The sequence below is a fragment of the Pseudomonas sp. REP124 genome, from assembly GCF_020164475.1.
In the GTDB taxonomy this organism is placed as follows: Bacteria; Pseudomonadota; Gammaproteobacteria; order Pseudomonadales; family Pseudomonadaceae; genus Aquipseudomonas.
The window spans coordinates 1-23,444 of the sequence record NZ_JAIQWX010000060.1; the positions used below are offsets into that span (position 1 = coordinate 1).

The following is a 23,444-nucleotide window of genomic DNA, read 5'->3' on the forward strand; positions in this document are numbered from 1 at the left end:
ATTCGCGGGCAAGCCTCGCTCCTACAGGTGTCACGCACTCTACCGGTTTTAATGCCATGAACACATCAACCGCCAAAGCCCACATGGACATCCCCCAGCCGCTGCGCAAAAGCCGGGTGGCCAACCCCGGCTGGTTTCTGGTCAGCCCTTCGGTGGCGTTGCTGCTGTTGTGGATGATCGTGCCGCTGGGCATGACCGTCTATTTCTCGATGATCCGCTACAACCTGCTCTACCCCGGCGAAAACGAATTCGTGGGGCTGGAGAACTTCACTTATTTCCTGACCGACTCGGGCTTCATGCCCGGCGCCACCAACACTCTGCTGCTGGTGGGCAGCGTGCTGCTGATCAGTGTGGTGCTGGGGGTGTTGATCAGCGCCCTGCTCGAGGCCTCAGACTTTCTCGGTCGTGGCATCGTCCGGGTGATGCTGATCTCGCCGTTCTTCATCATGCCCACCGTCGGCGCGCTGATCTGGAAGAACCTGATTTTCCATCCGGTGTCGGGAATCCTCGCCTACGTCTGGAAGCTGTTCGGCGCAGAGCCGGTTGACTGGCTGGCGCACTATCCACTGCTGTCAATCATCATCATTGTCTCGTGGCAGTGGCTGCCTTTCGCGATCCTGATCCTGATGACCGCCATGCAGTCCCTCGACCAGGAACAGAAAGAAGCCGCGCGCCTGGACGGTGCCGGGCCCATCGCGATTTTCTGGCACCTGACCCTGCCGCATCTGGCACGGCCGATCGCGGTGGTGGTGATGATCGAAACCATCTTCCTGCTCTCGGTGTTCGCCGAAATCTTCACCACCACCAACGGTGGCCCCGGCTACGCCTCGACCAACCTCGCCTACCTGATCTACAACCAGGCGCTGGTGCAGTTCGACGTCGGCATGGCCTCGGCGGGCGGGTTGATCGCGGTGGTGATCGCCAACATCGCGGCCATCATCCTGGTGCGGATGATTGGCAAAAACCTGACAGACAAAGCCTGAGGCCCGCGCCATGACCCTACAACAATCCCGTCGCCTGCAAAGCCTGCTGCTGGGCACCCTGGCCTGGGCCATCGCGATCCTGATCTTTTTCCCGATCTTCTGGATGGTGCTGACCAGCTTCAAGACCGAAATCGACGCGTTCGCCACGCCGCCGCAGTTCATCTTCACGCCGACGCTTGAGAACTATCTGCACATCAACGAACGCAGCGATTACATGAGCTTCGCCTGGAACTCGGTGGTGATTTCCTTCAGCGCCACCGCCCTGTGCCTGCTGATTGCGGTACCGGCGGCCTACTCGATGGCGTTCTACGAAACCCAGCGCACCAAGGGCACGTTGCTGTGGATGCTCTCCACCAAGATGCTGCCGCCGGTGGGCGTGCTGATGCCGATCTACCTGTTGGCCAAGCAGTTCGGCCTGCTCGATACGCGTATCGCGCTGATCGTGATCTACACCCTGATCAACCTGCCGATCGTAGTCTGGATGGTTTACACCTACTTCAAGGACATCCCCAAGGACATCCTCGAAGCCGCCCGCCTGGACGGCGCCACCCTGGCCCAGGAAATGCTGCGGGTGCTGCTGCCGATCGCCAAGGGCGGCCTGGCGTCCACGGTGCTGCTGTCGCTGATCCTGTGCTGGAACGAGGCGTTCTGGTCGCTGAACCTGACCTCGTCGAAAGCCGCGCCACTGACCGCGCTGATCGCCTCGTATTCGAGTCCTGAAGGGCTGTTCTGGGCCAAGTTGTCGGCGGTCTCGACCCTGGCTTGCGCGCCGATCCTGATCTTTGGCTGGTTCAGCCAGAAGCAGCTGGTGCGTGGTCTTTCGTTCGGTGCAGTGAAATAGGCCAGCCCTACACAAATCCCCTGTGGGAGCGGGCTTGCTCGCGAAGAGGGAGTGTCAGTCAACAAAGATGTAGCTGACACACCGCATTCGCGAGCAAGCCCGCTCCCACCAAGAGCAAAAACAATAGGAGGCCCACCACCATGGCCAACCTGAAAATCAAGAACCTGCAAAAAGGCTTCGAAGGCTTTTCCATCATCAAGGGCATCGACCTTGAGGTGAACGACAAGGAATTCGTGGTCTTCGTCGGCCCGTCCGGCTGCGGCAAGTCCACACTGCTGCGCCTGATCGCCGGGCTGGAAGAAGTCAGCGGCGGGACCATCGAGCTCGATGGCCGCGACATCACCGAAGTCAGCCCGGCCAAGCGCGACCTGGCGATGGTGTTCCAGACCTACGCCCTGTACCCGCACATGAGCGTGCGCAAGAACATGTCCTTCGCCCTCGATCTGGCCGGCGTGTCCAAGGCCGAAGTGGAGAAGAAAGTCGGCGAAGCGGCGCGCATCCTCGAGTTGGGTCCGATGCTTGAGCGCAAGCCAAAGCAATTGTCCGGCGGCCAGCGTCAGCGCGTGGCCATCGGCCGGGCCATCGTGCGCAACCCGAAAATCTTCCTGTTCGATGAACCGCTGTCGAACCTCGACGCCGCCCTGCGAGTGCAGATGCGCCTGGAACTGCTGCGCCTGCACAAGGATCTGCAAGCGACCATGATCTACGTGACCCACGATCAGGTCGAAGCCATGACCATGGCCGACAAGGTCGTAGTGCTCAATGGCGGCAAGATCGAGCAGGTCGGCTCGCCCCTGGACCTGTATCACCACCCGGCCAACCTGTTCGTCGCGGGTTTTCTCGGCACGCCGAAAATGGGCTTCCTCAAGGGCAGAGTCAGCAGCATCGACAGCCAGGGCTGCGAAGTGACGCTGGATGCCGGCACCCGCATCAGCTTGCCGTTCAGCGGCGCCAACCTCAGCGTCGGCGGCGCGGTGACCCTGGGGATTCGTCCGGAGCACCTGGAGCTGGCCAAACCCGGCGACTGCACCTTGCAGGTCACCGCCGACATCAGCGAGCGCCTGGGCAGCGACACCTTCTGCCACGTACGGACCTCGTCCGGCGAGGCCCTGACCATGCGAGTGCGTGGGGATCTGGCCAGCCGTTACGGCGAAACCCTGAGCCTGCACCTGGATGCCGAGCACTGCCATTTGTTCGATGCCGACGGCGTGGCGCTTGCCCGTCCGCTGCGCGTTGCCGCCTGATTTCAGAGAGCCTGTATGAAACTCAACAAACAAAACCTCAACCGTCTCGCCCCCGAGGTGGTCCTGCCCGCCTACACCCTCAGCGACACCCGTCAGGGCATCGCCCATATCGGCGTCGGCGGCTTCCATCGCGCTCATCAGGCGTATTACACCGACGCGCTGATGAACCTGGGCGAAGGCCTGGACTGGGCCATCTGCGGGCTCGGCCTGCGCGCCGAGGACCGTCGCGCCCACGACGACCTGCACGGCCAGGACTGCCTGTTCACCCTGTTCGAACTGGGGGACAACGACGACACCGAAGTGCGGGTGATCGGCTCGATTCGCGACATGCTGCTGGCCGAAGACAATGCCCAGGCGCTGATCGACAAGCTCGCCGATCCGCAGATCCGCATCGTCTCGCTGACCATCACCGAAGGCGGTTACTGCATCGACGACAGCAACGGCGAATTCATGGCCCATCTGCCGCAGATCCAGCATGACCTGGCCAATCCGCACGCACCGAAAACCGTGTTCGGTTTCCTCTGCGCCGCGCTGGCCAAGCGCCGGGCCGCGGGCACGCCGGCCTTCACCTTGATGTCCTGCGATAACCTGCCGCACAACGGCGCCGTCACCCGCAAGGCCCTGCTGGCTTTCGCCGCGCTGCGCGACGCCGATCTGCGTGACTGGATCGCTACCAACGTCAGCTTCCCCAACGCCATGGTCGACCGCATCACGCCGATGACCAGCACCGCGCATCGCCTGCAACTGGCCGACCGCCACGGCGTGGACGACGCCTGGCCGGTGGTCTGCGAGCCGTTCGTGCAATGGGTGCTGGAAGACAAGTTCGTCAACGGCCGCCCGGCCTGGGAAAAGGTCGGCGTGCAGTTCACCGACGACGTCACGCCATACGAAGAAATGAAGATCAAACTGCTCAACGGCAGCCACCTGGCCCTGACTTACCTGGGGTTTCTCAAGGGTTACCGCTTCGTCCACGAGACCATGAACGATCCACTGTTCGTGCGCTACATGCGCGCCTACATGGATCTGGACGTGACCCCGCAATTGTCGCCGGTGCCGGGGATTGATCTGACTGAATACAAGAACACCCTGGTTGAGCGTTTTTCCAATCAGGCGATTGCCGACCAGTTGGAGCGGGTGTGTTCGGACGGGTCGTCGAAGTTTCCCAAGTTCACGGTGCCAACCATCAACCGGTTGATCGCGGATGGTCGGGATACCAAGCGTGCGGCGCTGGTGGTGGCGGCCTGGGCGTTGTATTTGAAGGGGGTGGACGAGAACGGCGACACTTACAGCATTCCCGATCCAAGGGCGACGTTCTGCCAGGCGCTGGTGGCCGATGATGCGTTGATTACCCAGCGATTGTTGGCGGTGGAGGAGATTTTCGGCACGGCGATTCCGCGTTCGGCGGAGTTTGTGGCGGCGTTCGAGTGGTGTTGCAACAGCTTGCGGGAACATGGAGTGACGGGAACGCTGGAGCGGGTGCTGGCTTGAATGCGGTGGTGAGTCGACTACCGTCTTCGCGAGCAAGCCCGCTCCCACAGGGTTCAGTGTCTTGCACAAATCTGTATTCCAACACCAACCTCTGTGGGAGCGGGCTTGCCCGCGAAGGCGGCCTGACAGTCACCGCTTATTTTGATCCTGAACTGATATCGACCTGACGCCTCAAGGATTCCCATGTCAAACCAACAACTATTCCTCGGCATCGACTGCGGCACCCAGGGCACCAAAGCCCTGATTCTCGATGCCCAAAGCGGCGAGGTCCTGGGCCTGGGCGCCGCGGCGCACACCATGATCAGCGGCGCCAATGGCCGGCGCGAGCAGGACACGGCGCAGTGGCTGGACGCACTCACCCTGGCCACCCGCCGCGCCTTGCTGGCCGCCGGCGTCGACGGCAAGGACATCCTCGGCATCGGCGTCTCCGGTCAGCAGCACGGCCTGGTCCTGCTCGACGATCAGGGCCAGGTCCTGCGCCCGGCCAAGCTCTGGTGCGATACCGAAACCACGGCTGAAAATGATCGCCTGCTGCAACACCTGGGTGGTGAGCAAGGTTCGCTGGAGCGCCTGGGCGTGGTCATCGCCCCCGGCTACACCGTCTCGAAACTGCTGTGGACCAGGGAACAGCACCCCGAGGTCTTCTCGCGCATCGCCCGCATCCTGCTGCCCCACGACTACCTGAACTTCTGGCTTACCGGCCGCAGTTGCAGCGAATACGGTGATGCCTCGGGCACCGGTTATTTCAACGTGCGCAGCCGTCAGTGGGACCTGCAGTTGCTGAGGCACATCGACCCCAGCGGGCGCCTGCAATCAGCATTGCCGGAGCTGATCGATGCGCAGGCCGTCGTCGGCACCGTGCTACCGGAAATCGCCGCGCACCTGGGCATCAACCCGAACGCGCTGGTGTCCAGCGGCGGCGGCGACAACATGATGGGCGCCATCGGCACCGGCAACATTCAGCCCGGGGCGATCACCATGAGCCTCGGCTCGTCCGGCACGGTGTACGCCTATGCCGACTCGCCGAAGGTCAGCGCGGACGCGGCGGTGGCGACCTTCTGCTCATCCTCCGGCGGCTGGCTGCCGTTGATCTGCACCATGAACCTGACCAACGCCACCGGTGCGATTCGCGAATTGCTCGATCTGGATCTCGAAAGCTTCAACGATCTGGTGGCCCAGGCGCCCATCGGCTGCGAAGGCGTGAGCCTGTTGCCATTTCTCAACGGCGAACGCGTCCCGGCCCTGCCCCAAGCCACCGGCAGCCTGCACGGCCTGACCACGAGCAACCTGACCCGGGCCAACCTGTGCCGGGCAGTGGTCGAAGGCACCACCTTCGGATTGCGCTACGGGCTGGACCTGCTGCGTCACAATGGCTTACAAAGCCGCAGCATCTGCCTGATCGGCGGCGGCTCGAAAAGCCCGGTTTGGCGGCAGATCGTCGCTGACATCATGGATACGCCGGTCATCTGCACCGAACAGAGTGAAGCCGCCGCACTTGGCGCGGCGATTCAGGCAGCGTGGTGCACCTCTGGGTCAAATGGACAGGAAGAAAGCCTGCAGGCGCTGTGCGAGCGTTGCGTCAAACTCGATGTCGCCAGCGAAACCCGGCCGATTGCCGAGAACGTGGCCGCCGCGCAACAGGCCTACGAGCGCTACCGACAGCATGTCGCAACCCTTTGAAGAGTGAATGAATATGTATCTGGTGTGTGGCGAAGCGCTGTTCGATTTTTTCAGTAACAACGACGCCAGCGGTCTGGTTTCGCAAGTGAACTTCAAGGCGATTGCCGGCGGTTCGCCGTTCAACGTTGCCGTGGGTCTGCGCCGCCTGGGCGTGGACGCGGCGCTGTTTGCCGGGCTGTCCACCGACTATCTGGGCCGGCGTCTGCTCAAGGTGTTGCAGGACGAAAGCGTGCGCACCGATTACCTGCTGGATTTTGCCGCGCCAACCACCCTGGCGATGGTCGCGCTGGGCGCCAATGGCTCGCCGCAGTACAGCTTCCGTGGCGAAGGCTGCGCGGATCGGCAGTTGCAGGTCGAACATCTACCGACCTTTGGGCCCGAAGTGCGCGGCTTGCACTTCGGGTCGTTTTCGCTGGTCGTACAGCCGATCGCCGATACCTTGTTGGCGTTGGTGCAGCGCGAAAGCGGGCAGCGCCTGATCAGCCTCGATCCGAATGTGCGGCTCAATCCGCAGCCGGACATCGAACTGTGGCGTTCGCGCATTGCCACGCTGGTCGAGCATGCGGATCTGATCAAGGTCAGCGATGAGGATTTGCATTTGCTCTATCCGGATCAAGCGCCTGCACAGGTGATCGAAGGATGGTTGCAGCACCGCTGTCAGGTGGTATTCCTGACCCGTGGCGGCGACGGTGCAACGGTGTTCAGCCGGGTACACGGCTCGTGGTCGGTGCCGGCGCAACCGGTGCAGATCGCCGATACCGTGGGCGCCGGCGATACCTTCCAGGCGGCACTGATTGCGTGGCTGACCGAGCAGCAGCTGGATTCGGTGGAAGGCGTGCGCCAGCTCAGCCGCCAGCAGATCGACGACATGGCCCGATTCGCAGTCCGCGCCGCCGCGCTGACCTGCGGCAAGACCGGGCCGGATTTGCCTTATCGGCATCAGCTGGAACTTCGCTGACCTCACAGGCCTCTTCGCGGGCAAGCCCGCTCCCACAGTGGTCGATGGTGGAACACAGATTTGTGAGCACCATCAAACCCTGTGGGAGCGAGCCTGCTCGCGATGGTCGTCAACGATAACGCTGGCAGGCAGGGCCTTGTCCGCCGGACGGTAGTGGCAAATGCGACAGGTGGCACGCCGATGGCTTAACGGATGTTTAACCGTGGCCTTAAATGATGAATGGACCGCACGCCTTCAGTGCTATCGGATGCCATCACTCTGTTGACCAGTGCGGCAAGTTCGACGCCACGTCGAACCTACTTTTGCCTGCATTGGAGATAACCTCATGAACTCACGCGCCCTGCTGCTTTGCGCCGCCCTCGCCTGCACGCCGTTTGCCGCCATGGCCCAGACCGGCGACACCACCTCCTCCTCGGCCATACCCTCCTACCACTACGGCCTGCCGCTGCACGTAGGCAAGGTCATCGCCCTGTCCGAACCCGACACGCTGGACTGCGAGGTGGTCACGGCAACCATGCAATACATCGACACCCAGACCGGCAAACCGGCAGAGCTTGCCTATAGAAAACTTTCCTACGCATGCAGTTATCAAAACTGACGGAAAAGTCTGAAATAGCACCTTGCAGTATTCGAGTGAGGGTTCTGACGCTATGCTCTAGCGCCACCCTCACTGCCGCAAGGATCAGCTATGCAGTTTTCGTTCAGGACGTTGTCAACTTTTACCGCCGCACTTTGTTTGTTTCTCGCGCTTGTCTGGGGCTTCGCGCCCGACCGGATACTGGCCACCTGGGATATCGAATACTCCCTCGCTTCCGGCCTCATCTCACGACGCATGGCCGTGCTGTTCATGGTCCTCGCCCTGATGTTCTTTCTGCTGCGTAACGAAGCGCAATCCCAGACGCGGAATGCGCTGAGCAATGCCTTCATGGTTGGCTGCTGGGGGCTGGCGATACTAGGCTTCGGCGAATGGCTCAACGGCCATGCCGGTCCAGGCATCCTGGTTGCGGTGGGTGTGGAACTGGCGCTGGGTCTGGCATTTTTCCAGACCCGGCGCGTGTCGGTCGAACTTGAAACCCGAACTGAAACCGCGGATTAAAGCGCTCTGCGCATCGCTGGGCTGTGTACCGGTGCAATGTATTGATGTTGAATTTCGGTACGCAGTTCAGCAATCAGATTATTGATTTCCCGACAGCCTGTGAGGCGCTGGGCATTGATGCCGGTCCTCATTAACTCCAACTGGTCGGTATCTCCGTCGGCGTACACTTTCACGGTCATGGACAAGTCAGGCGACAGCGTGCATTGGCAGCGTTTCGGCAAAAAACTGCTCTCAATGATGTTGCGAAGTTCCAGGGCAGAAAGAAACATGGCGAACCTCTCCTTAATAAAACTGCCAAACAACTATCGGCACTGACTCGTTTGTCATCCCGGCCAGCTCAAGAAAGCTAGAGCATAATTCATGCCTTGAATTTCGCCGTGCAGCTCATCGGTAAATCAAGGGTTTAGCCGATCGCTTCACAAAAACCGCCATGCAAATTGCAAGAAATGCCTCCTACGGCCCTGCAATTTGCATGCTCCTGCCTTCACGCCACGGCGCTGCTCATGGCGCGCTCGGCAACATAGCGCAAACTGTCGAAGTTGATGTTCGCCCCCGAATCGATCGCCACCAGCGTCCGCCCCTTCACTCCGGTCTTCCCCACATACTTCTTGATCCCCGCCACCGCCAGCGCGCCAGAGGGCTCGGTGATCGAGCGGGTATCGTCGTAGATGTCCTTGATCGCGGCACACAACTCGTCGTTGCTGACGGTCAGCACCTCGTCCACACAAAACATGCAGACCTCGAATCCGTATTCCCCGATCTGCGCGACGGCCACGCCATCGGCGAAAGTGCCCACCGCTGGCAAGGCGACCCGCGTATCCGCCTGCAACGCTGCCTGCAAGCAGGCGGAATGCTCCGACTCCACGCCGATGATGCGCACTTCAGGTCGCAGGTATTTGACGTAGGCCGCGATCCCGGCGATCAGCCCTCCGCCGCCCACCGGCACGAAAATCGCGTCGAGCGCGCCCTGATGCTGGCGCAGAATTTCCATGGCCACGGTGCCCTGCCCGGCGATCACATCCGGATCATCGAAGGGCGACACGAAGGTCTTTCCGGTCTGCTCGGCCAGCACAAGCGCCTGCTCCAGGGCAAACGGAAAGCTTTCACCGTGCAGCCGCGCCTCGGCGCCGCGACTGCGCACGCCGCCCACCTTCAGTTCCGGCGTGGTCGCGGGCATCACGATGGTGGCCTCGATCCCCAACTCCCGCGCCGCCAGCGCCACACCTTGAGCGTGATTGCCCGCCGAAGCGGTGATTACGCCACGGGCCTTTTGTTCTTCGCTCAGATTTACCAGCTTGTTGTAGGCACCGCGGATCTTGAAGGAAAAGGTCGGTTGCAGATCCTCGCGCTTGAGCAGGATCTGATTGCCCAACGTCAGAGACAACGCCGGCGCCGGTTGCAGCGGCGTACGCACAGCCAGTTCGTAGACGGGGGCCGCGAGGATCTTTTTGACGTAGTGTTCAAGCAGGGATTGTTGGGCAGTATTGTTCATGGCCATCTCCTTGTTGGTCAAAAACCCGGGAGACAGAAAGTGAAAACCCGCCTCGAGGGCGGGTTGGGTGCTGCAGTCGTGAGCTAGCCCGCCAAATGAGGAATGGCGGTAATAATGCTTGGCTGGCAGCGCAGTACGGTGAAAGTCATGCCCGGAAGTTAGCCGGGCGCCGATTGCAAGTCAACGACCAATTTATCCAGCCCTCACTTCGCCAGGCGTTTGAGCCCCACGACCATCACTCCGGCTCCCAACATCATGGCCAGTAGAAACGAAGGATAGGACACCCACCACGGCGTGCCCGCCGTCATCATGCTGAACTCCGACATCCCGCCGATACTCGCCACCAGGTTCAGCGGCAGGAACACCACGTTGATCAAGGTCAGTTTGCGCAGCAGGTTATTCATGCTGTTGTTCATCAGGTTGCCCCGGGCTTCGATGAGCCCGGAGAACACTGTCGAGTAGATCTCCGCCTGTTTGTAGCACTGGTTGTTTTCGATGATCAGGTCGTCGATCAGGCCGATGGCATGGGCGCCGAAGCGCTCCTTTTCCGCGTGATTGCGCAGCCGGGTCAGCACCGCGCCGTTGCTGTGGATCGCGTTGATGTAATAGATCAGGCTTTCGCTCAAATTGAACATCTGGATCAGGTGCTGGTTCTGCATCGAGGCGTTGAATTTCTGTTGCAGCTCCCGGGCGACCAGCTTGATGACCTTCAGATGCCCCAGGTAGTGATGGACGTTGTTGAGCAACAGGTCGAGCAAAACATCCAGCGGCGTCGTCAGCGGCTGATGCCTGCCCAGTCCGTTGAGCGGTGCATCGTCGGTGGCGATCACCAGCAAGCGACCCGGGCAGAACAGCAGCCCGCAGGACGACACTTCAAAGGCCAGGCTGTCGGCACCGGAGTAGTTTTCCGGGCGCTTCCAGATCAGGAACAGGTTGTCGGGGTGGAACTCGATGCGCGAGACCTCATCCGGGTCCAGCGCCGAAGCCAGCGCGTGTTCATCGAGTTTGAAGTGACTGTGCAGCAGGTCTCTTTCTCCGGCGTCGGGATTGCTGAACAGCAGCACCTCGGCGTCCAGCCGTTCGACGGCGTGCAAGGCACCATCTGCCAATTGAAAGCTCTTGATCATCGATTACTCACCAGGCCTGGCCGCGACGTTTGAGTTCCAGGCGACGCACGAATTCTTCCAGTACCAACCCATACAGGTCGTCCTGCAGGTAGGCGTCTTCGATGCCGGCATCCAGGTTCGGGTTGTCGTTGACCTCGATCACCACCACCTTGTCGCCGGACTGCTTGAGGTCGACCCCGTAGAGCCCGTCACCGATCAGGTTGGCGGTCTTCACCGCCAGTTCCACCACCGCCCGCGGTGCTTCGTGAACCGCCAGGGTACGACATTCGCCATTGATGTCCTGGCCCTTGGCCTTGTGGTTGTAGATCTGCCAATGCCCCCGGGACATGAAGTACTGGCAGGCAAAGATCGGTTTGCGGTTGAGCACGCCGATGCGCCAGTCGTATTCGGTGTAGAAAAACTCCTGAGCCAGCAACAGCACCGAATGCTCGAACAGTTCGGCGGTGGCTTCGAGCAGCGCCTGCTGGCTTTCCACCTTGATCACGCCCCGGGAAAAACAGCCGTCGGGAATCTTCAGTACCAGCGGAAACCCCAGGCGTTCGCCGACCCGCTCGAAATCCTGCGGCCGTTCCTTGTAGAGGATTTCGGTAGCCGGCATGCCCAGTTGGTGGCTCCTGAGCAGATCGGTCAGATAGACCTTGTTGGTGCAACGCAGAATCGACGCCGGATCGTCCATCACCACCAGCCCTTCGCTCTCGGCTTTCTTGGCGAAGCGGTAGGTGTGGTTGTCGACGCTGGTGGTCTCGCGAATCAACAGGCCGTCGTATTCTGCAATCCGGGAGTAATCCTTGCGTTCGATCAGCTCGACGTCGATGCCCAGCGTCTTGCCGACCCTGACAAAATTCGCCAGGGCTCTGGGGTTCGACGGCGGCAAGGCTTCCTGGGGATCGTGCAGGATTGCCAGGTCGTATCGGGCCAGACGTCGCGACCTGGGCATGCGCCAGATTTTGCGGCTGAAACTGTCCAGTGAAAGGGCAAACTGGTCTTCCTGATCTTCACGCAACTTGTGCAAGGCGCCAGACTTGATGCCTTCGATGTGCCATCCGTTAGTTCGTTTGAATTCAACCAGCAATATTGGACAGGCAAATACTTCAAATAATTGACGGGCCAGATCCTGCAAGGGCTCGATATTGGTCTTGCCGAAATAAAGTGTCAGGGTAAAACCTTCAGTGTCACTGTAAGCGTGGTGGCTGAGGGTTTTTTCGAGGGTTTTATCCAGATCGTCCAGTGCCAACCCGTAAAGGGATTTTCGGGTCAGTTCGCTGATGGTTCGCACTGACGGAATGACCTTGTGTCCGCGAGCCTCGGCCAGCAACGAGCAGTAATAGCCGTGCCCCAGATACTTGTAGCTGCGGCACAGGTTGATCACCTGAACACGCTTGCCCGGCTCGCTGTCAGCGGTCTGTTCCAGGTATTCCTGGGCCGTGACGATGTCCTCGCTGGGGAAATACGATGCCCAGTCTTCCTTGCGTTCGACGATGATCATCAACTGGCTGGAAGCTTTATTCGCGTTATTCAAATAAGTTGAACCAGTGATTGCTGCCGGCAAAGTTTGCCCGGATACTTCGCGCCAATGACCCTGTACCGCTGACATAGAAATTGATCCGTTGGAGAACAAGACCTTTTCTATTAAGCACGAACTTTTTCGAAAGTCTCGTTTCGTTACGCAACTTTTACGGCGGTCATATGAGTACGTTGTTTCGTTTGGCGTTGTTGGAGGATTTGCCTGAGTTACTGCGGTTGGAAGAGCAGTGTTTCAGCACGGACCGGCTGAGCCGCAGCAGTTTTCGATGGATGATCGAAGGTGCCAACGGGCGATTGCTGGTGGCTCAGTACGGGGAGGAACTGGCGGGTTACGCGGTGGTGCTGTTTCATCGAAGCCGATCTGTAGCGCGGCTGTATTCGATCGCCATTGGCGAGCGGGCACGGGGGAAAGGCTTGGGCAGAGGTTTGCTTGAGCGCGTGGAGGCTTGTGCCCGGGAGCGCAAATGCACTGGTTTGCGGTTGGAGGTGCGGGTCGACAATCCGGCGGCCATCGCGCTATATGAGCGTCATGGCTACCGGAAATTCGGCTCGATCCCTGCTTTTTATCAAGACAACATCGATGCATTGCGCATGAACAAATCCCTGTAGGAGCGAGCATGCTCGCGATGGTCGTTAACGATAACGCTGGGCATCTGATACCCCGCGGTGTTCATGCAACCATCGCGAGCATGCTCGCTCCTACAGGGGATCGCGGTTATTTCAGGCCGATTCTGTAAAGCCCGCCATTGTCTTCATCGGTCAGCACGTACAAGTAACCGTCGGGCCCCTGCCGCACATCGCGAATGCGCTTGTTCAGCTCGCCCAGCAACCGTTCCTCGTGAACCACCCGGTCCCCATCGAACTGAAGGCGAATCAATTCCTGGCTCACTAGCGCGCCGATAAACGCATTGTGCTGCCAGGCCTTGAAACGGTCCCCGTCATAGAACGCCATGCCGCTTACCCCCGGGGATTTTTCCCAGACATGGTGCGGGTTGACGGTACCCACGGCGGTTTTGCCCTTGGCTTCCGGGATCGGCTGGCCTGAATAGTTGATGCCGTTAGTGGCCAGCGGCCAACCGTAATTCTTGCCGCGCTCGATGATGTTCACCTCGTCGCCGCCACGGGGGCCGTGTTCGTTCTCCCAAAGCACCCCGTTCCACGGGTTGAGCGCGGCGCCCTGCGGATTGCGCACGCCGTAGGCCCAAATCTCCGGGCGCACGCCGGGCTGGCCGACGAAGGGGTTGTCATCCGGGATCTTGCCGTCCGGATAGATCCGCACGATCTTGCCTTGCAGCTTGTCGAGATCCTGGGCGGTCGGGCGGTCGTTGTTTTCCCCCAGGGTGATGAACAGATAGCCATTGCGATCGAACACCAGGCGCGAGCCGAAATGGTTGCCTACCGACAATTTCGGCTCCTGGCGGAAAATCACCGTGAAATTCTTCAGGCTCTTCAGATCGTCCGACAGCTGCCCGCGGCCGACGGCCGTGCCCGCCGTCCCACCCTCGCCGCCACCTTCGGCGTAGGACAGGTAAACGGTGCGGTCCTGCCTGAAGTCCGGCGACAGCGCCACATCCAGCAAACCGCCCTGCCCCTTGGCCCAGACCTTGGGCACGCCATCGATAGGCGCGGACAGCTTGCCATCGACGCTCACCAGCCGCAGGTTACCCGGCCGTTCGGTGACCAGCATGCCCTTGCGATCGGGCAGAAAGGCCAGCGCCCAGGGATGCTCCAGACCCTGGACAATGGGTGTCACTTCCAGGGTGCCCTGCTCGCTGTTCATTTCCTGGGAGGATGCCGCCAAAACGGGCACCACGGTGATCAATGCGCCGGCACAGAAGGTGGCCAGAAGGGTTTTACGCAACATGCACGATTCCTTATGTCATGGGAGTGGCTCGACAGCCCTGTTTCTCAATTGCGGGGCGGCGGATTGGGGATGAACTTTGGAGGGCTCGCGGGAGCCGGCTGACTTTGCGGGTAGCGGTTGCCGATGCCGCCGTTGTCCAGGGTCGGTGGACGCGGCACCGGCACGGTGTTGGGCCCGCGAACCGCTGGCGCGCTGGGTTGGGTGCCCTGCATGCTGTTGGGGTTGGCCCGGCGGATCGGACTGTTGTAGGGATTGTTGTTGCCGCTGTTGGGCAGACTCTGGGCAAGCTGCAGCGTTATCGGCGGCGACAGCTCTTGCGCCAGGGTCTGCTGGCCGAGCACGCCGCTCAAGGCCAGCACAATGGCGCCGGTTACGCATCGGTTCATGGGGAGCCTCTCGACGAATGCGTGGATAAGGACTTCGATATCACGCTACGCCTGGGGTTCGGATTTGTTAAACAAAACCTGTAACACGACATTTGCAGGGGGCTACACCTCACTGAAACTTTTGCCAAAGGCCCAGGGTCACCAGAACATCACTTTCGAGTAAGCGACCATGGCGCGGGCAATCTGGAAAGGCGCGATCAGTTTCGGGCTGGTGCATATCCCTGTCGCGCTGGTCTCGGCGACATCTTCACAAGGCGTTGATTTCGACTGGCTGGACAGCCGCAGCATGGAGCCGGTGGGCTACAAGCGGGTGAACAAGGTCACCGGCAAGGAAGTCACCAAGGAGCATATCGTCAAAGGCGTCGCCTACGAAAAAGGCCGCTATGTGGTGCTCAGTGAAGAGGAAATCCGCTCGGCACACCCGATGTCGACCCAGACCATCGATATTTTTTCCTTCGTCGATAGCGAAGAGATCCCGCTGCAGAACATCGACACGCCTTATTACCTGGCGCCGGATAAACGCGGTGGCAAGGTGTATGCGCTGTTGCGAGAAACCCTGATCAAGACCAACAAGGTCGCCCTCGCCCGGGTGGTGCTGCACACCCGTCAATATCTGGCGGCGTTGATGCCGCTGGAATCGGCGCTGGTGCTGGTGAAACTGCGCTGGCCGGCAGAAGTGCGCAGCCTGGATGAACTGGCCCTGGGTCCGGACGTGACCAAGCCGACCCTGGCCAAAGGCGAACTGGACATGGCCAAGCGGCTGGTACAGGACATGAGTTCGAAGTGGTCGCCGGAGGATTACCGGGACGAGTTCGAGGACAAGATCATGGCGCTGGTGGACAAGAAGGCCCACGAGGGCAAGATCGAGGATGTGGAAACCGATACCGGCGAGGAAGCGCGCAAGACGGCGGATGTGATCGATTTGACCGAGTTGCTCAAGCGCAGCCTGGGGGGCAAGGCGCCGAAAGCCAAGAAGAAAGCCTCGAAGTGAATGCGACCCCCTGTAGGAGCGAGCATGCTCGCGATGCACGCAAGAACACCGCAGGGCATCAGGCCGCCAGCGTTATCGTTGACGACCATCGCGAGCATGCTCGCTCCTACAGGGGTTGTGGTGTATTCAGATGAGGATGAAGATCGCCAGCAAACCACCAAAAATCGCCCATTTCTCCAGGTAATAGAGCTTGCGATTGCGCTTCTTCAGCTCTTTGCCCCGCAGGCGAATCTTGTAGATTTTGCCGAACAGACGGTTGATTCCGCCTGTCTTGTCTCCCGCCTCGTTCGGCGCACCGGCCGCCGACATCACGTTGCGGCTGAACCAGCCATTGAAGGCCGCCGCCCAGCGATATTTCATCGGCCGCTCGACATCGCAGAACAGGATGATGCGGTTCCTGTCGGTGGTGTTTTCCGCGTAATGAATGAAGGTCTCGTCGAACATCACCGCTTCGCCGTCGCGCCAGTGGTAGTTCTCGCCGTCGACGTTGATGTAGCAACCGGCATCGTTGGGCGTTTCCAGGCCCAGGTGATAGCGGTAAGAGCCGGCATACGGATCACGGTGGCGCACCAGTTTCGAGCCCGGTGGCAATTCTGCGAACATCGCCGCCTTGATCGAGCCGATGCTCTGCACCAGTTCAGTGGTGCGCGGGCAGAGCTTCATCGCAGACGGGTGACTGTCGCCGTACCACTTGAGGTAGAAACGCTTCCAGCCGGTCTTGAAGAACGAATTGAAGCCGACATCGTCATACTGGTTCGAACGCTTGATCTCACCGGCATGCAGCAGGTTCTGGCCTTCGGCGCGAATCTCTTCCCAGTGTTTCTGCAACGGACTCAGGTCAGGGAAATCCGCCGGATCGAGGTAAGGCTTGTTGGGGATTTTCGAGAACAGATAGAGGAAGCAGTTGATCGGCGCCAGAAACGTCGAGTGGTCGCTCAGTTGGCGGCCCAGTTTGTGGCGCACGCGACCGCGCAAGTGCACGTAAGCAATGGAAACAACATAGATAGCGGCAATGATGAGTTTCACGGAAATCGTCACATGTCAGAAGTGAACAAACTGCGCCCCTGCGTGCGGCCAAGGGGCTTGTGCAGCGTCTGCAATCGAGCCTGGTCGGCCTTCCCTGAGCCTTGCCAAATCACCGTATTTGGTAATGGATGGCATTTTAGCCACAGTTTGTAACCAATAGTTAACCTATAACAACCAAAATCTGTACGTCAGTACCGCTTGGCGTCGCGGCGACCTCATTGCCCTATCGTTTAAAGTGCCAGACCAGTACAATCGCCGCCAAACTTTGCGCCCTCCTTGGTTGCTGACGGGAAATGTCCCGGCTTCAGCGCACTTCGACTCGGGCCAAGCGCGGTACTCCGCACCCTGGCTACTCTGAATGCTTCGCAGGAAAAACCTTTGATCTCTACAGCTAACATCACCATGCAGTTCGGCGCCAAGCCGCTGTTCGAAAACGTTTCGGTCAAGTTCAACAACGGCAACCGTTACGGTCTGATCGGCGCCAATGGTTGCGGCAAGTCGACCTTCATGAAAATCCTCGGCGGCGACCTCGAGCCATCCGGCGGCCAGGTCATGCTCGAGCCGAACGTGCGTCTGGGTAAATTGCGCCAGGACCAGTTCGCCTACGAAGAATTTACCGTCATCGACACCGTGATCATGGGTCACGAGGAACTGTGGAAGGTCAAGGCCGAGCGCGACCGCATCTACTCGCTGCCGGAAATGAGCGAAGAAGACGGCATGGCCGTGGCGGAACTGGAAACCGAATTCGCCGAAATGGATGGCTACACCGCCGAATCCCGTGCCGGTGAACTGCTGCTGGGCCTGGGTATTCCGCTGGAACAGCACTTCGGTCCGATGACTGAAGTCGCGCCGGGCTGGAAACTGCGGGTCCTGCTGGCCCAGGCGCTGTTCTCCAATCCTGAAGTGCTGTTGCTCGACGAACCGACTAACCACCTGGACATCAACACCATTCGCTGGCTGGAAACCATTCTCACGGCGCGTAACAGCACCATGATTATCATTTCCCACGACCGTCACTTCCTCAACAGCGTCTGCACTCACATGGCCGACCTGGACTACGGTGAGCTGCGCCTGTTCCCGGGCAACTACGATGAGTACATGACCGCGGCGACCCAGTCCCGCGAGCAACTGCTGTCGGACAACGCCAAGAAGAAAGCCCAGATCGCGGAGCTTCAGACCTTCGTCAGCCGCTTCTCGGCCAACGCCTCGAAAGCCAAGCAGGCCACTTCCCGCGCCAAGCAGATCGACAAGATCCAGCTGGCCGAGGTCAAGCCATCGAGCCGTGTCAGCCCGTTCATCCGTTTCGAACAGACCAAGAAGCTGCACCGTCAGGCCGTGACCCTGGAGAAAATGTCCAAGGGCTTCGAAGGCAAGACCCTGTTCAAGAACTTCAGCTTCACCGTCGAAGCCGGGGAGCGCGTGGCGATCATCGGCCCGAACGGCATCGGCAAGACCACCCTGCTGCGCACCCTGATGGGTGAGCTGACCCCGGATGCCGGCTCGGTGAAGTGGACCGAAAGCGCAGAGCTGGGCTACTACGCCCAGGACCACGCTCACGACTTCGAAGACGACGTCACCCTGTTCGACTGGATGGGCCAGTGGACCCAGGGCGAGCAGATGATTCGCGGCACCTTGGGCCGGATGCTGTTCTCCAACGACGAGATCCTCAAGTCGGTCAAGGTGATTTCCGGTGGTGAGCAAGGCCGCATGCTGTTCGGCAAGCTGATCCTGCAAAAGCCGAACGTACTGGTGATGGACGAGCCGACCAACCACCTGGACATGGAATCGATCGAAGCGCTGAACCTGGCGCTGGAGAACTACCCGGGCACGCTGATCTTCGTCAGCCACGACCGCGAGTTCGTATCGTCCCTGGCCACCCGCATCATCGAGCTGAGCCCGAATGGGGTGACTGACTTCAGCGGCACTTACGATGATTACCTGCGTAGCCAGGGTGTAGTGTTCTAAACATCTCCCCACTGTAGGAGCGAGCTTGCTCGCGATGGTGGCGAACGATAACGCGGGAAGCTTGAATGACCGCGTTGTCCGGGCGTCCATCGCGAGCAAGCTCGCTCCTACAAGGGGGACGTGAATGCCTGTAGGTCGCAGGAAATATCGTTAGCCTGCTTTCATTTCTTCCTCCCCCGCGCCATCATGCAGCTCTCCCACCGCCGCCCGCGAACGAGTCCTCATGTCTGCGCAGCAACACCCACCGCAAAGCTCCATGGCGATCACCCTGCAGATCGTCTCCATCGTCTTCTACACCTTCATCGCCTTCCTCTGCATCGGCCTGCCGATCGCGGTATTGCCCGGCTATGTGCACGAGCAACTCGGGTTCAGCGCGGTCATCGCCGGGTTCACCATCGGTTCGCAATACCTGGCCACCCTGCTCAGCCGGCCCATGGCCGGGCGCATGTCCGACACCGTGGGCACCAAGCGCGCGATCATCTACGGCTTGTCGGGCATCGTCCTCAGTGGCGTGCTGACGTTGTTGTCGACGCTGTTGCAGAGCCTGCCGTTGCTCAGCCTGCTGATATTGATCGCGGGGCGCGTGCTGTTGGGGATCGCCCAGGGCCTGATCGGCGTTGGCACCATCAGTTGGTGCATGGGCCAGGTGGGGGCCGAGCACACGGCGCGGTCGATTTCCTGGAACGGCATCGCTTCCTATGGCGCAATTGCCATTGGTGCGCCACTTGGAGTGGTGATGGTGGCGCAGCTGGGGTTCGCCAGCCTGGGCGTTGCGCTGTCGCTGCTGGCCGCAATGGCCTTGCTGCTGATTCGCAACAAGCCCTCGGTGCCGGTGGTGCGCGGTGAACGCCTGCCGTTCTGGGCGGTGTTCGGGCGTATTGCGCCGTTCGGTGCCAGCCTGAGCCTGGCCTCAATCGGCTACGGAACCCTGACCACCTTTATCACCCTGTATTACCTCAATCGCGGCTGGACCGGCGCTGCCTACTGCCTGACGGTTTTCGGCGTGTGCTTCATTCTGGCGCGGTTGCTGTTTATCTCCAGCATCAGTCGTTTCGGCGGGTTCAGCTCGGCTATCGCCTGTATGACCATCGAGACTCTGGGTCTGGCACTGCTCTGGCTCGCGCCCTCGACAGGCTACGCCTTGATTGGCGCAGGGCTCACCGGATTTGGTCTGTCGCTGGTGTATCCGGCGCTTGGCGTGGAGGCAATCAAGCAGGTGCCCAACTCCAGCCGTGGCGCGGGTTTGAGTGCCTATGCGGTGTTTTTCGATCTGGCGCTGGCGATTGCCGGGCCGTTGATGGGGGCGGTGGCGCTGAATCTGGGGTATTCGTGGATTTTCTTCATTGCGGCGTTGTTGTCGATTGGGGCGCTTGGGTTGACGTTGCTGCTCAAACATCGGGCCAGCGTCTGAACCTCATGTTGCCCCTGTGGGAGCGAGCCTGCTCGCGATAATCGCCAACGAAAACGCGTGCGGACTGACTGAACGCGGGGCCTTGGATATCTATCGCGAGCAGGCTCGCTCCCACAGTTGATTGCGTTTCAAGCAGGCAGCTTATTGATCGGCAGTTTGCATTCCAGCCCGGGTTGATCTGCCCAAAGTACGCGAGAAGAAGCGCCCGGCCTCGGTAATCAGGTTGCGGTGAATGTCCTCGCGGTCGACGCCATCGGCATCGGTGCACAGTGCCGGCATGATGACGATCTGTTCATCGTTGCAGGGTGCCATGAAGACGAAGTGCCCTGCCCCGGCCAGCAGCTTGAAGTCCGGCGCCACCGGCAGTTTGCGCGCGAGCGCCGCGGCGTTCTTGTCCAGGGACACCAATTTGTCGCCATCGCCGCTGTACAGCAGCACCGGCACATGCACGTCAGCCAGGGTATGGCGACCGAACTTCAAGCTCAGCGGCGCCATCAGCAACAGCGCATGCACCCGCGGGTCGGCCACCGGCTGCAGGTCGTCACGGTCGACGATCAGTTCACCCTGGGTATTGCAGGCATCGCGGTCGTCTGGGCGTTCCTGACAGTAACGACGCAGGCGATCCAGGTCCGGCGTGGCGCCGGAGAGTATCAACGCCGTCTCGCCCCCGGCCGAGTAACCGATGACCCCGACCTGTTCGGCATTGACGAATGGCGCAAGCATGCGATCGCCCAGAGTCGCGGTGATGGCTTCGGAAATCTGGATCGGCCGACCGTAAAGATTGCTCAGGGTGCCCAGGCGGCTGTGGTCCTTGGAGTTGTCCCCCGGATGAATCACCGCCACCACGACGAAGCCTTTGCGCGCCAAAGACGTCGCCAAGTCATGCAGGGCCAATGGGGTTCCGGTATTGCCGTGGGACAGCATCAGCATGGGGAAGCGGCCCATGGCCACCTTGGTGTCTTCACCGGCCTCGACGTTGTAGCCCTCGAGCTTGCTGGTGTGCTCTTTTTCGCTGGAAGGATAGAACGCGATGGCGCGCATCGGCTGCAGATCGAGCGGATCGAGAAAGCTCAGCTCGTGATAGCCGACGCTCCAGTGAGGATGGGGCGCAGGGGCGGCGTGCACTGAATTCAGGCTGCTGAACAGGCAAATCAGTAAAGTCGCACAAAGACGCATCATGGGATGCCTCACCTGTTACCGGATCGAAGACGTATCCCCTCGACTGCATAACCCGGGCCACTGTTTCAGCAAATGTGTAATGGCTAGAAACAAAAAACTCTGCATCTGGCACTTGCGTGATCAGAATACAGAGTTTTTTGGAGGTTTGCCTGTGCCGTTTTACGGCTTTACGCAAGCCTTACGCGGCGGCGAACAGTTGCTCGCTGATTTTCGTGTGAGCGGCGCTCATTGCGTTGTTGCGAACTTCATCACCGTAGGCCAGGCCTTCAGCGCGGACGAACTCGATGTCGGTGATACCCAGGAAGCCGAACATCACTTTCAGGTACTCCTCGTGGGCAACACCGCTCGCCTGGCCGGCGTGAATGCCGCCGGAAGTCGAAACGATCACCAGCTTCTTGCCACCGCACAGGCCTTCAGGGCCGGCTTCGGTGTAGCGGAAGGTCTGACCGGCAACGGCGATGCGGTCGATCCAGGCTTTCAATTGAGTCGGGATGGTGAAGTTGTACATCGGTGCTGCAATCACGACGGCATCGGCAGCGATGAACTCAGCCAGGGTTTGGGCGCTCAGCTCGGCTTCGTGCTGTTGTGCGGCGTTGCGCAGTTCAGCGGTGGTGCCGGCCGCGACCAGAGTGGTCGAGGAGAAGTGGCTGATGGCATCAGCGGCCAGGTCGCGGTAAGTCACCACGGCGCTTGGTTCGGCGGCTTGCCAGGCTTTGACCACTTCACCGCTCAACTGACGGGAAGCCGAGTTGTCGCCAAGAATGCTCGAATCGATATGCAGCAGTTTCATGTGGGATCTCCAGGTGAGGATCGCCGCTGGCGATCTGATGGAAACAATCCTACAGAGCAAACCAATAACTGATTAGACTGCGACAATGCGATAGTTTGTCCCATTGATAGAACGATCTGGTGTTGACGATGCAGGATCTTAACGATCTCTACTATTTTGCGAAGGTGGTCGAAGCCGGCGGCTTCGCGGCGGCTGGGCGTTTGCTGGGGATTCCTAAATCGCGGTTATCGCGGCGCATTGCCGAACTGGAAGAGCGCCTGGGCGCGCGCTTGCTGCAACGCACCACCCGCCAGCTCAAGCTGACCGCCGTGGGCGAGCGCTACTTGCGCCACTGTCAGGCGATGCTGCTGGAAGCGGAAATGGCCGACGAAGCCGTGGCCAGCATGTCCAGCGAGCCCCGTGGCCGCCTGCGGGTCTCCTCCCCCGTCGGCCTGGCTCATGAAATGCTGCCCGGCGTGATCAGCCGGTTCCTGGAGAAATTCCCGCAAGTGCAACTGGAAGTGATGCTGGTCAACCGCCGCGTCGATCTGGTCACCGAAGGCGTCGACGTCGCCCTGCGCGTACGCGAGCCCGGCGATGAAGACCCCTTGCTGGTCACCCGCCGCCTGCGCCAGGCGCAGATGCTCATGGTGGCCAGCCCGTCGTTTCTTCACGGACAAGTCATCAACCATCCGGACGACTTGAAAAATCTCCCGGTTCTGGGCGCCCTGGAACCGGATCGGCTGGTGCACATTCGCCTGGTGGACCAGCAGCGTAAACACTACGACCTGGCCCTTGAGGCCCGATTGGGCATCGACGATTTCATCGTGCGTAAAACCTGCGCCCTTGCCGGCCAGGGGTTCACCACGCTGCCGATGATGTACTGCGAACAGGAACTGGCCGATGGCTCGCTGGTTCAATTGCTGCCCGAATGGTCCCTCCCCGGTGGCTGGCTACAAGCGGTTTACCCGCACCGACGCGGCGTGATGCCCGCCGTACGGGCCTGGCTCGACCACCTGATCGAAACCTTCAATGCCTGCGGGGACCGCCTGATATGAAACCCGAACGCATGAGCGAAGAAGACGTCGCCCAATTCTGCCTCGCCCTGCCGGGAGCACGGGAAGACTACAAATGGGGCGGCGTGCGGGTGTTCTCGATTGCCGGAAACAAAATGTTCGCCTTGCAGAACCTGCGGGGTGAATCGTTGGCCTTCAAGGTCGACAAGGACCTCTTCCTGGGGCATTGCGACCGGCCGGGCATCCATCCAGCGCCGTATCTGGCACGGGCCCAGTGGATCATCATGCAAACGCCCTATCCGCTGGGTGCCGAGGAATTGCGCGGGTTATTGCAGCGCTCGCATCAATTGGTAGTCAGCAGATTGCCCAAGCGGACGCAGGTCGGATTGCTGCTTTAGGCCTGC

Annotated in this window: 22 protein-coding genes and 1 pseudogene; 14 read left to right on the plus strand and 9 right to left on the minus strand. The window is 60.3% G+C overall.

Going from position 1 to position 23,444, the window contains the following annotated elements; all coding sequences use genetic code 11:
* Positions 1-56 precede the first annotated feature (56 nt).
* The 8 genes from K9857_RS15995 to K9857_RS16030 all read left to right on the plus strand — a co-directional run bounded on the left by K9857_RS15995 (position 57) and on the right by K9857_RS16030 (position 8,290).
* Positions 57-983, plus strand: a complete 927-nt coding sequence (locus K9857_RS15995) for a carbohydrate ABC transporter permease (RefSeq protein ID WP_411961574.1) — start codon at positions 57-59, stop codon at positions 981-983.
* 10 nt (positions 984-993) lie between these two features.
* The gene (locus K9857_RS16000; RefSeq protein ID WP_224537330.1) at positions 994-1,824 is read left to right on the plus strand and encodes a carbohydrate ABC transporter permease; all 831 of its coding nucleotides are present in this window, start codon (positions 994-996) and stop codon (positions 1,822-1,824) included.
* Between the two features lie 140 nt (positions 1,825-1,964).
* Entirely contained in the window at positions 1,965-3,068 is a 1,104-nt protein-coding gene (locus tag K9857_RS16005) for an ABC transporter ATP-binding protein (RefSeq protein ID WP_224537332.1), read from the plus strand.
* Between the two features lie 15 nt (positions 3,069-3,083).
* Positions 3,084-4,556 carry a mannitol dehydrogenase family protein gene (locus K9857_RS16010; protein WP_224537335.1) on the plus strand — a complete coding sequence of 491 codons (1,473 nt, stop codon included), beginning with the start codon at positions 3,084-3,086 and terminating at the stop codon, positions 4,554-4,556.
* 183 nt (positions 4,557-4,739) lie between these two features.
* Positions 4,740-6,236 carry a xylulokinase gene (gene xylB, locus K9857_RS16015; RefSeq protein WP_224537336.1) on the plus strand — a complete coding sequence of 499 codons (1,497 nt, stop codon included), beginning with the start codon at positions 4,740-4,742 and terminating at the stop codon, positions 6,234-6,236.
* A gap of 13 nt (positions 6,237-6,249) precedes the next feature.
* Positions 6,250-7,194, plus strand: a complete 945-nt coding sequence (locus tag K9857_RS16020; protein ID WP_224537386.1) for a carbohydrate kinase family protein — start codon at positions 6,250-6,252, stop codon at positions 7,192-7,194.
* Between the two features lie 325 nt (positions 7,195-7,519).
* Entirely contained in the window at positions 7,520-7,792 is a 273-nt protein-coding gene (locus K9857_RS16025) for a DUF2790 domain-containing protein (protein WP_224537338.1), read from the plus strand.
* 90 nt (positions 7,793-7,882) lie between these two features.
* Entirely contained in the window at positions 7,883-8,290 is a 408-nt protein-coding gene (locus K9857_RS16030) for a hypothetical protein (protein ID WP_224537341.1), read from the plus strand.
* Here K9857_RS16030 and K9857_RS16035 read toward each other — a convergent pair.
* The 4 genes from K9857_RS16035 to K9857_RS16050 all read right to left on the minus strand — a co-directional run bounded on the left by K9857_RS16035 (position 8,287) and on the right by K9857_RS16050 (position 12,395).
* Positions 8,287-8,559: a DUF1652 domain-containing protein gene (locus K9857_RS16035; RefSeq protein WP_224537342.1), complete on the minus strand. Its 273-nt coding sequence runs from the start codon at positions 8,557-8,559 to the stop codon at positions 8,287-8,289. The two genes, K9857_RS16030 and K9857_RS16035, sit on opposite strands and share 4 nt — an antisense overlap.
* A gap of 215 nt (positions 8,560-8,774) precedes the next feature.
* Entirely contained in the window at positions 8,775-9,782 is a 1,008-nt protein-coding gene (ilvA, locus tag K9857_RS16040) for a threonine ammonia-lyase, biosynthetic (protein ID WP_224537345.1), read from the minus strand.
* Positions 9,783-9,985: 203 nt separating this feature from the next.
* Entirely contained in the window at positions 9,986-10,909 is a 924-nt protein-coding gene (locus K9857_RS16045; protein ID WP_224537347.1) for a magnesium transporter CorA family protein, read from the minus strand.
* 7 nt (positions 10,910-10,916) lie between these two features.
* Positions 10,917-12,395, minus strand: a complete 1,479-nt coding sequence (locus K9857_RS16050) for a RimK family protein (RefSeq protein WP_224537388.1) — start codon at positions 12,393-12,395, stop codon at positions 10,917-10,919.
* A gap of 200 nt (positions 12,396-12,595) precedes the next feature.
* On the opposite strand from K9857_RS16050, the pseudogene K9857_RS16055 reads away from it, so the two are divergent.
* Positions 12,596-13,039: pseudogene (locus K9857_RS16055) on the plus strand (GNAT family N-acetyltransferase); the annotation flags it as partial.
* A 109-nt stretch (positions 13,040-13,148) separates the two neighbouring features.
* On the opposite strand, the gene K9857_RS16060 reads toward K9857_RS16055, so the two are convergent.
* A complete protein-coding gene (locus K9857_RS16060) occupies positions 13,149-14,297 on the minus strand; it encodes a PQQ-dependent sugar dehydrogenase (RefSeq protein ID WP_224537349.1) in 1,149 nt (382 codons plus the stop codon).
* 44 nt (positions 14,298-14,341) lie between these two features.
* On the minus strand, positions 14,342-14,683 hold the full coding sequence (locus tag K9857_RS16065) for a hypothetical protein (protein ID WP_224537350.1): 342 nt from the start codon (positions 14,681-14,683) through the stop codon (positions 14,342-14,344).
* Between the two features lie 169 nt (positions 14,684-14,852).
* On the opposite strand from K9857_RS16065, the gene K9857_RS16070 reads away from it, so the two are divergent.
* On the plus strand, positions 14,853-15,674 hold the full coding sequence (locus tag K9857_RS16070; RefSeq protein WP_224537352.1) for a Ku protein: 822 nt from the start codon (positions 14,853-14,855) through the stop codon (positions 15,672-15,674).
* Positions 15,675-15,800: 126 nt separating this feature from the next.
* Here K9857_RS16070 and lpxO read toward each other — a convergent pair whose 3' ends face one another.
* A complete protein-coding gene (lpxO, locus tag K9857_RS16075) occupies positions 15,801-16,700 on the minus strand; it encodes a lipid A hydroxylase LpxO (protein ID WP_224537354.1) in 900 nt (299 codons plus the stop codon).
* A gap of 378 nt (positions 16,701-17,078) precedes the next feature.
* On the opposite strand from lpxO, the gene K9857_RS16080 reads away from it, so the two are divergent.
* Positions 17,079-18,665 (plus strand): ABC-F family ATPase, encoded by a 1,587-nt coding sequence (locus K9857_RS16080; RefSeq protein WP_224537356.1) that lies wholly within the window; start codon positions 17,079-17,081, stop codon positions 18,663-18,665.
* A 223-nt stretch (positions 18,666-18,888) separates the two neighbouring features.
* On the plus strand, positions 18,889-20,076 hold the full coding sequence (locus tag K9857_RS16085; protein ID WP_224537357.1) for an MFS transporter: 1,188 nt from the start codon (positions 18,889-18,891) through the stop codon (positions 20,074-20,076).
* Between the two features lie 141 nt (positions 20,077-20,217).
* Here the strand turns inward: K9857_RS16085 and K9857_RS16090 are convergent, their stop codons facing one another.
* On the minus strand, positions 20,218-21,255 hold the full coding sequence (locus K9857_RS16090; protein ID WP_224537359.1) for an alpha/beta hydrolase family protein: 1,038 nt from the start codon (positions 21,253-21,255) through the stop codon (positions 20,218-20,220).
* Between the two features lie 178 nt (positions 21,256-21,433).
* Positions 21,434-22,045: an FMN-dependent NADH-azoreductase gene (locus K9857_RS16095; protein ID WP_224537361.1), complete on the minus strand. Its 612-nt coding sequence runs from the start codon at positions 22,043-22,045 to the stop codon at positions 21,434-21,436.
* A 128-nt stretch (positions 22,046-22,173) separates the two neighbouring features.
* Here K9857_RS16095 and K9857_RS16100 point away from each other — a divergent pair, with 128 nt between their 5' ends.
* The gene (locus tag K9857_RS16100; RefSeq protein ID WP_224537363.1) at positions 22,174-23,082 is read left to right on the plus strand and encodes a LysR substrate-binding domain-containing protein; all 909 of its coding nucleotides are present in this window, start codon (positions 22,174-22,176) and stop codon (positions 23,080-23,082) included.
* A complete protein-coding gene (locus K9857_RS16105) occupies positions 23,079-23,438 on the plus strand; it encodes an MmcQ/YjbR family DNA-binding protein (RefSeq protein ID WP_224537365.1) in 360 nt (119 codons plus the stop codon). Before K9857_RS16100 ends, K9857_RS16105 begins: the two co-directional genes overlap by 4 nt.
* Positions 23,439-23,444 lie beyond the last annotated feature (6 nt).